This is a genomic window from Tolypothrix sp. PCC 7712, from assembly GCF_025860405.1.
Classification (GTDB): Bacteria; Cyanobacteriota; Cyanobacteriia; order Cyanobacteriales; family Nostocaceae; genus Aulosira; species Aulosira diplosiphon.
In genome coordinates this window covers 5,517,569-5,531,573 of record NZ_CP063785.1, presented here as the reverse complement: position 1 = coordinate 5,531,573, position 14,005 = coordinate 5,517,569, and the positions used below count along the sequence as shown (strand labels likewise).

13 protein-coding genes and 2 pseudogenes are annotated in these 14,005 nt (G+C 40.3%); 10 read left to right on the top strand and 5 right to left on the bottom strand.

What is annotated here, in order from left to right:
- Positions 1-316 precede the first annotated feature (316 nt).
- Positions 317-1,795, bottom strand: coding sequence for an amidohydrolase family protein (locus HGR01_RS22785; protein ID WP_045874541.1), 1,479 nt, complete (start codon positions 1,793-1,795; stop codon positions 317-319).
- A gap of 776 nt (positions 1,796-2,571) precedes the next feature.
- Here HGR01_RS22785 and HGR01_RS22780 point away from each other — a divergent pair.
- Positions 2,572-2,661: pseudogene (locus tag HGR01_RS22780) on the top strand (glutathione S-transferase family protein); the annotation flags it as partial.
- A gap of 12 nt (positions 2,662-2,673) precedes the next feature.
- Here the strand turns inward: HGR01_RS22780 and HGR01_RS22775 are convergent.
- Positions 2,674-2,820 (bottom strand): ribbon-helix-helix protein, CopG family, encoded by a 147-nt coding sequence (locus HGR01_RS22775; RefSeq protein ID WP_045868487.1) that lies wholly within the window; start codon positions 2,818-2,820, stop codon positions 2,674-2,676.
- 38 nt (positions 2,821-2,858) lie between these two features.
- Between HGR01_RS22775 and HGR01_RS22770 the strand changes: the two genes are divergently transcribed.
- Positions 2,859-3,980: an RNA-guided endonuclease InsQ/TnpB family protein gene (locus HGR01_RS22770; RefSeq protein WP_045867859.1), complete on the top strand. Its 1,122-nt coding sequence runs from the start codon at positions 2,859-2,861 to the stop codon at positions 3,978-3,980.
- A 41-nt stretch (positions 3,981-4,021) separates the two neighbouring features.
- A pseudogene (locus tag HGR01_RS22765) lies at positions 4,022-4,615 on the top strand (glutathione S-transferase family protein); the annotation flags it as partial.
- 347 nt (positions 4,616-4,962) lie between these two features.
- Here the strand turns inward: HGR01_RS22765 and HGR01_RS22760 are convergent.
- Positions 4,963-5,658, bottom strand: a complete 696-nt coding sequence (locus tag HGR01_RS22760) for a class I SAM-dependent methyltransferase (protein ID WP_045874544.1) — start codon at positions 5,656-5,658, stop codon at positions 4,963-4,965.
- Between the two features lie 250 nt (positions 5,659-5,908).
- Between HGR01_RS22760 and HGR01_RS22755 the strand changes: the two genes are divergently transcribed.
- The 7 genes from HGR01_RS22755 (at position 5,909) to HGR01_RS22725 (ending at position 12,830) form a co-directional block, all read left to right on the top strand.
- The gene (locus tag HGR01_RS22755) at positions 5,909-6,991 is read left to right on the top strand and encodes a sulfonate ABC transporter substrate-binding protein (RefSeq protein ID WP_045874545.1); all 1,083 of its coding nucleotides are present in this window, start codon (positions 5,909-5,911) and stop codon (positions 6,989-6,991) included.
- A gap of 91 nt (positions 6,992-7,082) precedes the next feature.
- Entirely contained in the window at positions 7,083-8,795 is a 1,713-nt protein-coding gene (locus HGR01_RS22750) for a fumarate reductase/succinate dehydrogenase flavoprotein subunit (RefSeq protein ID WP_071989492.1), read from the top strand.
- A 52-nt stretch (positions 8,796-8,847) separates the two neighbouring features.
- Positions 8,848-9,300, top strand: a complete 453-nt coding sequence (locus HGR01_RS22745) for a GNAT family N-acetyltransferase (protein ID WP_045874546.1) — start codon at positions 8,848-8,850, stop codon at positions 9,298-9,300.
- Between the two features lie 149 nt (positions 9,301-9,449).
- Positions 9,450-10,232 (top strand): class I SAM-dependent methyltransferase, encoded by a 783-nt coding sequence (locus HGR01_RS22740; RefSeq protein ID WP_045874547.1) that lies wholly within the window; start codon positions 9,450-9,452, stop codon positions 10,230-10,232.
- A gap of 93 nt (positions 10,233-10,325) precedes the next feature.
- Complete coding sequence (locus HGR01_RS22735) at positions 10,326-10,553, top strand: ferredoxin family protein (RefSeq protein ID WP_071989493.1); 228 nt, start codon at positions 10,326-10,328, stop codon at positions 10,551-10,553.
- Positions 10,554-10,686: 133 nt separating this feature from the next.
- A complete protein-coding gene (gene argJ / locus HGR01_RS22730; protein WP_045874548.1) occupies positions 10,687-11,850 on the top strand; it encodes a bifunctional glutamate N-acetyltransferase/amino-acid acetyltransferase ArgJ in 1,164 nt (387 codons plus the stop codon).
- A gap of 14 nt (positions 11,851-11,864) precedes the next feature.
- Positions 11,865-12,830 (top strand): HEAT repeat domain-containing protein, encoded by a 966-nt coding sequence (locus tag HGR01_RS22725; RefSeq protein WP_045874549.1) that lies wholly within the window; start codon positions 11,865-11,867, stop codon positions 12,828-12,830.
- A gap of 21 nt (positions 12,831-12,851) precedes the next feature.
- On the opposite strand, the gene HGR01_RS22720 is transcribed toward HGR01_RS22725, so the two are convergent.
- Together HGR01_RS22720 and HGR01_RS22715 are read right to left on the bottom strand one after the other, a co-directional pair.
- Positions 12,852-13,553 carry a hypothetical protein gene (locus HGR01_RS22720; protein ID WP_228045342.1) on the bottom strand — a complete coding sequence of 234 codons (702 nt, stop codon included), beginning with the start codon at positions 13,551-13,553 and terminating at the stop codon, positions 12,852-12,854.
- Between the two features lie 243 nt (positions 13,554-13,796).
- Positions 13,797-13,928 carry a hypothetical protein gene (locus HGR01_RS22715; RefSeq protein ID WP_255325378.1) on the bottom strand — a complete coding sequence of 44 codons (132 nt, stop codon included), beginning with the start codon at positions 13,926-13,928 and terminating at the stop codon, positions 13,797-13,799.
- Positions 13,929-14,005: the final 77 nt, after the last annotated feature.

Sequence of the window (14,005 nt, the reverse complement as noted above, 5' to 3'; positions counted from 1 at the left end):
AATTTTCAGCTTGTTTGTTGGCAAGCAAGTGAGGCTGGGATTGGGGACTAGGGACTGGGGACTGGGGACTGGGGATGAGGGAGGCAATGTTCATTGGTATCAACTTAAGCTAAAAGCTATATAGGGCGGGCGTTGTACAAATACCTCGTGCCCTCATCCCCTAACCCCTTCTCCCTGAGGGAGAAGGGGAATTGAATCTCTTGCTCCCCTCTCCTGGTGGGAGTGGGGGTGAGGGCAAAACCTTTGCACAAAGCGGGTTTGGTGTTAAGTTGACACGTATGGGCAATGTTACGCCCAATGCCCCATGCCCTATTCCCTATGCCCTATTCAAATATTCTTCTGCTTCTTTTTCTATTGCTGTACCTTTGAAGAAGTCGCGGTCGAGACTGGTGTACAACTCTAGAGGATGGATAGACAAGAAGTAGCGCAGGTCTTCTTCGCTGAAAATGCCGCGTTCGACAAAGCTGTAAGCGTTAGATGTAACGGCTGTAATATCCGGCACATCCCAGTGACCGGAATCGGAACCGAGGAAAGCTTTAACTCTATCGCCAAAGGGGTTGGCTTTTTGATGGAAGGCGTAAGCAGCCCTGGTATCGTCGGATTCTGTCCCGAAGTAGAAATGATTCAAGAAGCGATCGCGCACATCTTCGGCTTTGGTAATCCCAGCTGCGGCAAATTCATCTAATTCACCAGGATTTGGAGGTGAGAGATGTTGACCGTGGAAGCCCAAACCACTACCAAATTGCTCTGCACGACCTTGGAATTCAGCTCCACCATAAACACGGAAGAGTTCTGCTAATCCTTCTCTATCGATATTGGCGGGATTGTTATTTTGTAAAATCTCTGGGTTGCGGGTTTCCCAATGCCAGATAATATCTGTGTAGAGGCTAGCACCCCAAGCGGAACCACCTTCGAGGAAGGCAAATTTTAGGGTGGGGAAACGACGGGTAACACCACCAAAAAATAGGGATTTGCAGAATGCTTCGCCTGCGGAGGCAAAGTGTCCAATATGGTTGTATTGATAATTGGAAATTGAGCGCCGTGAAGTCCAACCCATACCAGAAGCATGAGTGGTGGGGACGACTTTTAACTCAACGCACTTCGCCCAGAAGGGATCGTAATCGTAAGCACTATCTAAAGCAAAGGTATCAATCCAAGTTGCTTCCCGTTGCACTTCTTCGGGATATTTCTCGAAGCCAGGAATTACACGAGTAACGTAACCAGGAATTTGAATTGTTTTCAGCCCCAGTTCTTTAATTGCATATTCCAATTCCTCAATCCCTTCCTCTGGTGTGTTGAGAGGAATTGTGGCGATAGGGGTGAGGCGATCGCTATAAGGACGGAAGATATCTGCATGATAGAGGTTCGCCGCCCGACAAACCGCCCGCCGCATTTCGTCGTTCTTGATTTGCGGTGCGAGGGTCGCCAAGTTGGGATACAACACAGCAAAGTCTGTTCCTGCTTCTTGCAAGCGTTCGTGTAACAGCTTTGGTAGGGTAATTGTTGCTAAATCTAAGGTGTCTTTTGTGGGACGACCCCAGAAAGGTGGGCGCGCAGTCCGGTATTTATGGCGTTCTTCCCAAGATTGTTGGAACCAACGAAAACGACCAGCACCAGGTAAATGTTCTCTAAAGCTATCAACAATTTTAGAACCGCCTACCTGCTCTAAATAATCCAGAAAAGCCGGCTCAAATTCTTGAGTATGTACATCAGTATCAATGATGGGATAACCTAGTTGTTCCCGAATTTGTGCTGACCGAGTCTTTTTCGTGGGACGTTCAAGAGCAATTGTCATGATAGTTTCTCCACAGTTACATCATTGAATTGGTGAGGCTGAAGTCTGACATCTGCAAGCAATACTGTAAAGATGGCGTTTGCTCAGAATGATGACCTCGTACAGAAAATTTCTCAATATTTGACTAAGCCTCCAACAGACAAACAATGACCATAAGTGCCTATTTGTCTAAACTCTGTAGATAGTAAGAGGATTAATTGGAGGGACACTTTTTCAACACAATAATTTTTTCACCAGCAATGCCTTGTTGCTGGATTATTAAAGTGTGTGCATCAGATTAAATACTGTTTATCGACCAATTTACCGTTGATTAATTAGCAGTATTGCATAACCCTCTCGACAATACAAGTCTTCAGTAAACAAAGTATACGTAGTCCTAAATTTATTAATTACTAATTTTTAGGTTAGCTAAATTTATCTCCTGGTCATTTTCATGAGCCTGACAAGGCTTTTGCTGGTATTGACAACATGACATAAATATTATACGGTAAGACGAGCGACTAACCGGACTTTGTTTTGTGGCTTTTATAGACACTAGCCAAAGTCATCTCAATACTGCTCGGTTAAGGATTTTCAACTCTTAATTTGGTTTGGAGAAAAGGTGTACCCCTGCGCTTAAGCAAGCTACGCGTAGCGTCTCCGCAGGAGAAAGAGTAAGGGTTAAAGGTTTTTTGTTACCCCTTTTCCCTTTTTCCCTTAACCGACAAGTATTGAAAGTCATCTCAGAATTTATCATCCCTAATACTGAATTACTTACAACACAAGGAAAGCAGCTCATGAGTAATCTCAAGCTTTACTACGCCAAAGCCTCGACTTTCTCCCAAAGAACCCGTGTTGTTTTGCTAGAAAAAGGAATTGAATTTACCAAAAAATTGGGTCTAAAGCCCCGTGCTTCTAGCACGGCTTTTCTTCAACTTCCGGATCATCTCTCTAAGTACGTCATTTTGAGTGCGATCTGTTTCTTCGCAGTATTTCAAAAGCGTTTCATACTCTTCATTAGAGCATCGAACTGTTAATTTCTTCATGCCGTCATATTGCCGTCGTTTTATGGTATAATACTAGCATGAAAACACTGAAGTTTAAATTGTACGAACACAAAAGGAATAGACACCTCAAGCGCACAATCAACGCTGCTGGAGTGATTTATAACCATTGCATTGCTCTACATAAAAGGTATTACCGGATGTTTGGCAAGCATTTAAACTGTGCAAAACTTCAGGCTCATATCGCCAAATTAAGAAAGCGTAATTCTTTTTGGCAATCAGTAGGTTCTCAAGCAGCACAAGATATTTGTCAACGCATTGAGAAAGCTTACCAATTGTTTTTCAAACACAATAACAAAGGAGTAAGACCACCAGGATTTAAGAAGGTCAAGAAATACAAATCGTTCACCCTTAAGCAGGCAGGTTATAAGTTTTTGGGTGGAAATAGGGTAAAAATTGGTAGTCGAGTTTACCAGTTTTGGAAGTCCAGAGAAATTGAGGGAACAGTCAAAACCCTAACTATTAAACGCACCCCGTTAGGTGAGTTATTTATGGTTTTGGTTGTTGATGAGGGTAGCTCAGAAGTTGAAGTTAAGACGGGTAAAATCGCTGGCTTTGATTTTGGGTTAAAGACATTCCTCACTTGCTCAGACGGCACTAAAATTGAATCGCCCCAATTTTTCAAGCAATCCCTAAGCGCCATTAAAAAAGCAAGTTCGCGGCATTCCAAAAAGCTAAAAGGCTCATCTAACAGAGAACGAGCCAGAAAGAATTTAGTACGCAAGCATGAAGATATTTCCAACCGTCGGCGTGATTGGTTCTGGAAATTAGCTCATGAGCTAACAGATAGGTTCGATATTCTCTGTTTTGAGACTTTAAATCTCAAAGGAATGCAACGTCTTTGGGGCAGGCAAATATCAGACTTAGCGTTTGGTGAGTTTCTGCAAATCCTAGAATGGGTTGCCAAGAAGAAGAATAAACTGGTTGTCTTTATCGACCAGTGGTATCCAAGTAGCAAGACATGCTCTAATTGTAAACATATTCTAGAAAGTCTTGATTTGTCAGTTAGAGAGTGGCGTTGTCCTTCCTGTCAGTCAGTTAATGGAAGAGACGAAAACGCTAGTCGCAATATTTGTGCAGTCGGGGCATCGACTGTTGGCTTAGGTGATGTCAGACTGGCTACGCCAGCAATCGCTGTCTGAAGCTAGAATCCCCATGCCTTCAGGCTGGGGAGTATGTCAAACCGATTGAAATAGACTTGCAAAATAAGCCTGAAGGCTATACGCAGATTTCGCGCTATGGTAAAGTCCCTGCGATCGCACATGGCGATATCAATATCTATGAGTCTGCCATCATCGATGAATATCTAGAAGAAGTTTTTCCTGAGCCTGCTTTATTACCCAGCGAACCAGGAGCAAAAGCGATCGCCCGGATTTGGATTGACTATGCTAATACCCGCTTTGTTCCTGCGTTTAACAAATTCCTACGCGGTAAAGATAGCACCGAACAAGAACAAGGACGCAGAGAGTTTATCGAATCCCTGTTATATATTGAGCAAGAAGGATTAGGAAAACTGTCTGGTAATGGCCCTTACTGGTTAGGAGACAAAGTAAGTTTAGTTGATATCAGCTTCTATCCTTGGTTTGAACGCTTACCCATTCTCGAACACTTCCGCAAATTTAGCTTACCAGCAGAAACACCACGTATCCAACAATGGTGGAACACACTGCGCGATCGCGAATCCATTCGCGCAGTAGAAAATCCTGTTAGCTTCTACATCGAAAGATTTAGCAAAGTGCTAGGTGAACCTACCGCAGTTGGTGCGGCTCAAAAATAATCAGCTATATTTCATGGCTATTGTTGACTGTTGACGGTTTACAGTTAACAGTCAACGACTTAAACGGAATAATTTATTTAGGACTTACGCAAATGTCATATTTTTTCCGTTTAGGTTTGTCTAGGGGAGCCAGTCACGTGCGGAGATTCCCTCCGTTGAGTGAACTGGCGTTCAAATGTCAAGAGTCCAAAAAACCTAAATTTTTGACTCTTGACATTTGTACAGACGCGATTGATCGCGTCTGTTGCAACTCTTATTTGAGAGAATCGCTGTGCTAGTTGCGTAAGTCCTGGATATCTTTGGAGATTTTTAGACATCACGTCTTGTCAGCTTAATATTCTCAAGAATTAACTATAAAACTTCGTAGCATGAGCATAGGTAAAATAATGCTCTGTAAATTTTACATCAGCCTTAAAACCAACTTGCGCTAAATGTTTGTGTAGTGCATCTGGTTGATAAAAAACTTTCACAATCTGAAATTCTTGCCCATCATTTAATTTACGGCTTTTGTAAATATTGCCATCATCTTTAAGAATATGGTTATTAGCTGTAGATGTCGGTTCAAAGCGCGAATCAACAATAAAGACTTGTCCACCAACACGTACAGATTTATATACTTTTACTAAAAATGATTCTAATAATTCTGGTGGTACATGAGATAACCAGAAAGAGAAAAATACGAAATCATATTCAGCATTAGGTTCCCATGTAAATAAATCTATTTGCTGATATTCTACATTCTGTGAATTTAACTTACTACGATTAATCGCAATTACTTCTTCTGAAGCATCAATGGCAGTAATTTTCTTGCCAATTTTTAACAGTTCTTGCGTCCAAATTCCCGTTCCGCAAGCTAGTTCTAAAATTTTATCGAATTGTCCAATTTGTTGTAAAGCCTGTTGGACAATATCAACTTCTTGAAACCAACGCTGGTTGATTTCCACGCCGCGATCATAACGGCCTAGGCGATAGAACCATTCATCATATTCGTTGGCTCTAGCACTATAGTAGGCAATTTGTTGTTGTAAAATTTGCTCGCTCATTGCTAGGCTTTACATCTCCTGATAAATTTTACCGTAAATTACTATATTTTGGTAAATATACCGTAGTATTATTTTGAAATAATTATATTGCTGACAAAAGTAAGCAATATTTCCCCAGTTTCTCGGCTATGCCTGAGAGATAAATTTTTGTTGTGTGATATTTTTATCACTTTAATCTACGGTGATTAAATCCGTTTACTGTAGATTTACTGTTGTGGCATAGGTGTTTACCATTAGAAGCAAAGTATTTATGTTGTCCCAGCGCTTTCAATCTCGAATATTGAACATTTTTCTCCGCTTTTTCCAAAACTTTCAACACAGAAGAATCCGGATTTTTTCTTTACTGTTTGCGGTGGGTCTTGGTTTAGTTTTATTTGTTTCCGCTTGTTCTTCCAGCACAACGCAGCAAGCAACAACAACACCCACAGAACAGGCAACATCAACACCTAATCAAAGTCCAGCAGTTAGTAGTAATACAGTTAGAATTGGATTTCAGAAAGCGGGAACTATCTTAAGCGCATTGAAAACCAGAGGCGATTTAGAAAAAGCTTTGGCGGCTTCTGGTGCTTCTGTTACCTGGAGTGAATTTCCATCAGGCCCGCCAATGTTAGAAGCTATCAACTCAGGTAGTATAGACTTCGGCTATACAGGAGAATCGCCACCAATATTTGCCCAAGCTGCAGGTACGCCTTTAGTTTATGTAGCTTACGATCCTTGGAGTACGAAAGCTGAAGCCATCCTTGTTCACAAAGATTCTCCAATTAAAACAGTAGCGGATCTCAAGGGTAAAAAAGTGGCTTTCGCCAAAGGTTCAAACACAAACTACCTAGTAGTAAAAGCCCTAGAAAAAGCCGGATTGCAATATACTGACATCCAAGCCATTACCCTCCAACCTGCTGATGGACGTGCTGCGTTTGAAGGTAAAAACGTTGATGCTTGGGCAATTTGGGATCCTTACTTAGCTTTAGCAGAAAAAGCCACAGGCGCACGTATCCTCAGCGACGCAACTGGATTAGCGCCGAATCGTGGTTATTATTTGGCTGCTAAATCTTTTGTAGATGCTCATGCTGATAGTTTGAAAATAGTTTTAGATGAATTGAAAAAGACTAGTGACTGGGCCAAGAATAATCCTAGTGAAGTAGCGAAATTCCTCTCGCCTACATTGGGTATTGATGCAGCTGTTTTAGAGGTAGCAGAAAAGCGGCGTGATTATGGTGTGCTGACACTTACCGATGAAGTAATTGCAAAACAGCAAGAGATTGCTGATGCATTCTACAAAATCAAACTTATACCGAAGCAAATTAATGTTAAGGACATAGTTTGGCGGAATTAGGGAATTAGGGCATTGGGCATTGGGCATGGGGGAATAGTTATTTATCTTCCTTGTCCCTCTTCCCTTCCCAATATTTAACTCGGGTGATTATATGGAAATAACTACGCAATTGATAAAAACCGATGTACTAGTGATTGGCGGTGGTACGGCGGGGACGATGGCGGGAATTAAGGCGAAACAGGCTAATCCGGCGGCGGATGTGTTGATTTTGGAGAAGGCTAATATTCGTCGGAGTGGTGCGATCGCAATGGGAATGGATGGCGTAAATACAGCCGTCATCCCTGGATACTCAACGCCAGAACAGTATGTCCGCGAAGTCACAATTGCTAATGATGGGATTCTCCATCAAAAAGCTGTCTATCAAACCGCCTTGCTAGGCTATGAAACTATTCAAGAACTAGAAAGTTGGGGTGTGAAGTTCCAAAAAGACCCCCAAGGCAATTACGATGTGAAGCAAGTGCATCGGGTAGGTAAATATGTATTGCCAATGCCTGAAGGTAAAGATTTAAAAACGATTCTTACCCGACAGGTAAAGCGCCATAAAGTTAATGTTACTAACCGCGTCATGGCGACGAGGGTTTTGGTAAGAGAAGGAAGAGCGATCGGTGCGGTTGGGTTTGATGTGCGTGGTGGCGATTTTGTTGTCATCCAAGCTAAAGCTGTCATTCTTTGCACTGGCGCTTGCGGAAGGTTGGGATTACCAGCATCAGGCTACCTCTACGGAACTTATGAAAACCCCACGAATGCTGGTGATGGTTACTCAATGGCTTACCATGCAGGCGCAGAGTTGAGTAATATTGAATGCTTCCAAATTAATCCTTTAATTAAAGACTACAACGGCCCAGCTTGCGCTTATGTTGCCGGGCCTTTTGGTGCATATACTGCTAACGCTGAAGGACACCGCTTCATTAATTGTGATTATTGGAGCGGGCAAATGATGTTAGAAATTTGGAAAGAATTGAACTCTGGTAAAGGGCCAATTCAATTGAAAATGACTCATTTAGATGAAGACACAATTTCTGAAATTGAGTCTATTTTATGGTCAAATGAAAGACCAAGCCGGGGAAGGTTTCACGAAGGTAGAGGCGAGAACTACCGCACTCATGGAATTGAGATGAATATCTCGGAAATTGGCTTATGTAGCGGACATAGTGCTTCTGGTGTGTGGGTGAATGAAAAAGCTGAAACCACAGTACCAGGATTGTATGCAGCTGGAGATATGGCAAGCGTTCCTCATAACTATATGATTGGGGCATTTGTATATGGTCGTTTGGCAGGAACTTATGCAATTGATTACATCAAAGATTTAGAGCATTTAGAACCTGATACTGAATTTTTAGATGCAGAAAAAGTGAGAATTTATGCACCATTAAATCAGCCAAATGGTATTCCCCATACTCAGGTTGAATATAAGTTACGGCGAATAGTTAATGATTATTTACAACCGCCAAAATCTAATTACAAAATGGAGATTGGGCTGAATAGTTTTGTGCGTTATCATGATGCTTTGGCGCAAATGGGAGCGCACGATCCCCATGAACTGATGCGCTGTATGGAGGTGCATTTTATTAGAGATTGTGCGGAGATGGCTGCAAGAGCATCAATATATCGTCGCGAAAGTCGCTGGGGACTTTATCACTATCACTTAGATTTTCCTGAGAAGAATAATCAAGAGTGGTTTTGTCATGTGAATTTGAAGAAAAATGGAGTAGGGGAAATGGTGTTATTTAAGCGTGCTGTTGAACCTTATATTGTGGATGTGGATTTGGGTAGAGAGGTTTATGATGTGGCTGTGAAATCATGAATAATTTACAGACGATAAATGCTGATTTACCCAGATACAAAACTTACTACTAATGACTGAAGATACAATCCAAATTAGATTGGCTAAAGATAAAGATGTAGAGCGAATTGCAATTCTTTGTGAGCAGTTAGGATATTCCACTACGCCGCAGCAAATCGAGCAACGCCTTGTGAAAATTCAAGATAATAAAAGTCACGTTGTTTATGTTGCTACTTTAGCAAATGATTATGTGGTAGGTTGGGCACAAGCTCATACTTGTGATTTGATAATTATGCCAAATCAAGCATTACTTTTTGGTTTAGTTGTGGATGCAGATTATCGTTATGCCGGAATTGGACGTAAATTAATGCAATATATTGAGGAGTGGGCTGATTTAGTTGGATGTGAAGGAATTATTCTCCGTTCTAATATTAAGCGTAAAGAGGCGCACATTTTTTATGAAAAAATTGGCTATGCGAATACTAAACAGTCGATGACATTTTATAAGAAAATTACTTCAGAGTAGTTTAGGCTAGATATAAGAAAAATACGCCGCGATTTTTATGTATATAGAATATAAGCTTTGAAACCTAAATTATCGTAATGACGTAACAATTTTGTTGCCAATTTGCCAGATTACCTAAGTTAATTAACCTCAAAAAAATCAGTGTGCTAATGCCTCTTTATGATTCCATTGGTCAACAATATACAACAACTCGCATCCCTGACTATCGTATTGTCGAAAAGATAATCGACTTACTCAATCTACCAACAGGTAGTCTGATTGCTGATATTGGCGCGGGGACTGGTGGTTACTCACAAGCGCTAGCTAATCGAGGATTTTCTGTTTATGCGGTTGAACCATCATCGATAATGCGTCAACAAGCATCAGCACATCCACAGGTGCAATGGTTTAATGGCTATGCAGAAGCTTTACCTTTAGCCGATAAATCTGTTGATGGAGTAATCAGTATTTTGACAATTCATCATTTTTCGGATTTAGATAAAGCCTTCCGAGAAATGCACCGGATTATTCAGGATGGGCCAATTATCTTGCTAAGTTTTGATATTAGATTTGCTCAAAGGATATGGTTGTATGATTATTTTCCTTGGATGTGGGAAGATGCATTAAAATTTCTACCACTACATGAAATTACCAGTTTAATTGAGCAGAATACTCAAAGGAAAATTGAAGTCATACCTTTGATGTTACCTGACGATTTATCTGATTTATTTGCTGCAGCTGCTTGGAAAAGACCTGAACTATATCTTCAGCCAGAAGTGCGCGCTGGAATATCTTCTTTTGCTTTAGGTAATCCTGATTTAATTGCATCTGGTGTTAAATCTCTTGCAGCAGATTTAAGTAGTGGTAAATGGGATGCAAAATATGGAGATATTCGCCAGATAACAGCAATTGATGCTGGTTATCGTTTTTTTAAAGCAACGATTGTCAACTAAAAATATCATACTAAATTTTCGAGAAATATTAATCGTTCTGTAGGGTGGGCATTGCTGATAGGAATAAGATACTAACAATTACAGAGGTACCAGATGGCTTTAATTAATCAAAGAGTAGATGTTCCCGTGATTGTGGATGAGTCTAAATGTTTAGAAAAATGTCGGGTTTGTATTGAAGTTTGTCCGTTGGATGTACTAGCCAAAAATCCGGAGACTGGCAAAGCATATATGAAATATGACGAATGCTGGTTTTGTCTTCCTTGCGAAAGGGAATGTCCAACAAATGCCATTAAGGTGCAAATTCCTTTCTTGTTAAGGTAAGAAGATAGTTTCAAAAAAAATTGGGACATTATGCCCAATTGTTAATAGTAATGCCTACCCTTCAGTATGATTAGTGCTTCACTCAACTTCAACTATAATCAAATTATGCAATTATAGGAGTTTTATATTAAAAATGTCCTTAACTCCATCTTTAACTCCGCAAGGATTTCAGACTTTTATTACTAACTTAGGTATCAAAGACTCCACCGATGATTTTGTATTGATTAAATCTGATGTTCCCTGTATTGCTGATGGAGTATTTACACAAAGTCTTTTTGCTGGGCCAAGTGTAACTATTAGCCGCCGCAACTTAAAAGATAATCAAGCACAGGGAATTGTTGTGATTTCTAAAAATGCCAATGTAGCCAATGGTGTTATTGGTACGGCTGATGCAGCAGAAGTTATTCAAATTGTCGCCACTGAAACTGGCATTTCTCCAGATAATATTGTCATAGCTTCTACAGGCGTAATTGGTAGACGTTACCCTATAGAAAAAATTCGCTCTGGATTGTTAGGAATTGGCAAGAAATTAACTGTGGCTGATTTTAATTTAGCAGCACGCGGTATTATGACAACCGATACTGTACCAAAGCTAGCAGCGCGACAAGTTGGAAATGCCAAACTTGTAGGAATTGCCAAAGGCGTAGGGATGATTGAGCCGAATATGGCGACAATGCTAGCTTTCTTTTTTACAGATGCAGCGATTTATGCTGATGTGTTGCGTTCAGTTTTTCGTTCTACAGTAGATAAAACATTTAATTGTTTAAGTATTGATACAGATACTTCTACTAGTGATACTGCCATCATTTTAGCTAATGGTTTGGCAGGTGCAGTTTCCGAGTCAGAATTTACTATTGCACTGCAAGAAATAGCTCATGAATTAGTTTTGAAAATAGCGCGAGACGGCGAAGGCGCTACTAAGGTAATTGAGGTAAATGTAGATTCAGCTTTCAATTATTCACAAGCTAAAAAAGTTGCGAAAGCAATCGTCAATTCCCCTTTGCTGAAAACTGCTGTTTATGGTGCAGATCCAAATTGGGGTAGAGTAGCAATGGCTATAGGTAAATGTGAAGATGAACTGACAATAAATCCAGAAAATGTTGTAATTAGGTTTGATGATATTCAAGTTTATCCAAATACTTTAAATGAGGATAATTTGGAAGCATTACGACAAGTAATGTCCCAAGATAAAGTAAATATTCATGTAAGCTTGAATATTGGCGAAGCTATTGCAACAGTTTGGGGTTGTGACCTTTCAGAAGGTTATGTAGAAATTAATGGTAAATACTCTACTTAATAATTATTTCTTCAATGTCAACAAATATAGATTCTGAATTAAATGAATGGTTGGAAATGTTGCGATCGCCTGATGTCAGCGATCGCTTAGTGGCGGTAAAAACCCTGCAACACTTGGGGGATGAGGCGGCGATTGATGCGCTAATTATCGCTTTGCAAGATGAAAGCACCACCGTGCAAAAAATTGCTGTCACCGCACTCTGGGAAATTGCTAATCCTGTGGCTGTCCCCGCCTTAATACCTTGTCTAGCTTCAGCAGATGCAGAAATTCGCAGCGAGGCGCTGTCAGCTTTGGGTGAGTTGGTATCTTCAGAAGATTTGCTGTTGTTGCTAGATGCTTTACAACAACCGGATATTAACCTGCAACTGAACGTGTTAATTCTGTTGCGAAAGATACATGATGCTCAGTCGCTCCCGGCGGTGCTAGCCTTCTTGAATTCAGAACATCCCCAACTACGAGAAGCGGCTGTGACTACTCTTAGCTATCTCAATCAAGTGCAGATATGCCCCCCTGCCTTATCTTTAATGGGCGATCGCGATGAAAATGTGCGTCGTGCAGCGGCACTGACGTTGGGGCATTTGGCAGATGCAGAGATAGTAGATTTACTTGGTAATGCATTAACTAATGATACCGATTGGCAAGTACGCCGCAATGCTGCCAAATCTCTAGCCCTTCATGGGGATGCTAAAATTATTCCGACTGTATTAATTGCCTTAAAAGATGTACATTGGCAGGTGAGAAAATTTGCTATTCAAGTATTGCAGAAAATACCTGATGCACAGTCTTTACCTGCACTAATTGAAGCCCTAACAGATGAATATTCAGATGTGAGAAAAGAAGCTGCGATCGCTCTGGGTAACTTGGGTAAAACTGAAGCTATCAATGCCCTACAACAAGCACTAGATGATCCCGATAGAGAGGTTAGTATATATGCACAAAAGGCAATTCATAAAATTGTAGAACTAACGAAACCATCATGAAAAAAATATTTATGAAAACATCTATGTTTTGTGTTCAGAAATAAACGAGTTAATTGCAGTTACTACTTCCTGGCTGCCATCTTGAGAAAATTTCTGTTGATGAAATATAAACGGTCGGCGGTTCGCAAATAGCAGGCGGATATTTTGGTAATTTCTGCGTCGATTTTTAGCATCGCCACCATAAATTCCAAATTTTTCGGAAAGTATTCCTAAATGCCCTACAATCTGAGTATCGGCTGCAATCAGTTGAGTGAAGAGGGATAATTGCGAACGAAATCGTCTCAGCTTGATCGTGGTGACTGTATTAGCATTAGCATCTATTTCTAAGGTGTTGTATCCTTGATGAAAAATTATTATCAGACCTAAGATAAACAGCAATAACCCAGAAGGTAGAAGGAAAAATATCAGAAATTTACTCAGATTTGCAGATGCATACAGATTCATCTCCCATGTTTGATCACCACTGTTTAATCGTCCTAAACCTTGATTAATGGATTTAACATTTTCAATATTATTAGATGTTGATTCTAGGACAACCCAAGGTTGTGAACTAGTAAGGACAATATTTTCTTGGTTCACACTCTGGGAGGATATCGCCTTTTTGACATCTGTAATTTGAATTGTCTTGCCATTTATTCTGCCAGGAACTAGATAATTACAGGTCGTAGTTTGTTGCTGTCGCCAGCAGGTAAGGGTTCGAGGTAAATTGGCTTCCCAAATCATAACTCCCAAGACTGAATTGATGAAAATAACGACCCCAAAATAGTGTATAAAAAATAGCCAAAAAGCTAATCCTGCATTTTGATGAATGAGCAAAGTATAGGAACTAGGCTTACAAATTCTAAACTTTCCAAAAATATTCATGATAGTAATAAAGGTGAAAATGACGAGAAACCTAAGATAATAAAAACCTATTTTAGAAGATATACAAATTGTGGGATATTCCGACTTTAGTCATCAATTAAACTATAATTGTCCCTGAATAATTTGGGACAATTCAGTCCGACTGCGATTTGCTTCTAACCAAAAAGCTACATAAAAGATAATCAGCACCAGTATAGGCATTCCTACAAATAGTGGAGCCATCTGATTAGGCATCGTACCTATCAATGTTACGGGAATAACTGCACTATACCAAAATAAAAACCAGAATCCTAAGGTTGCTAATACAGATT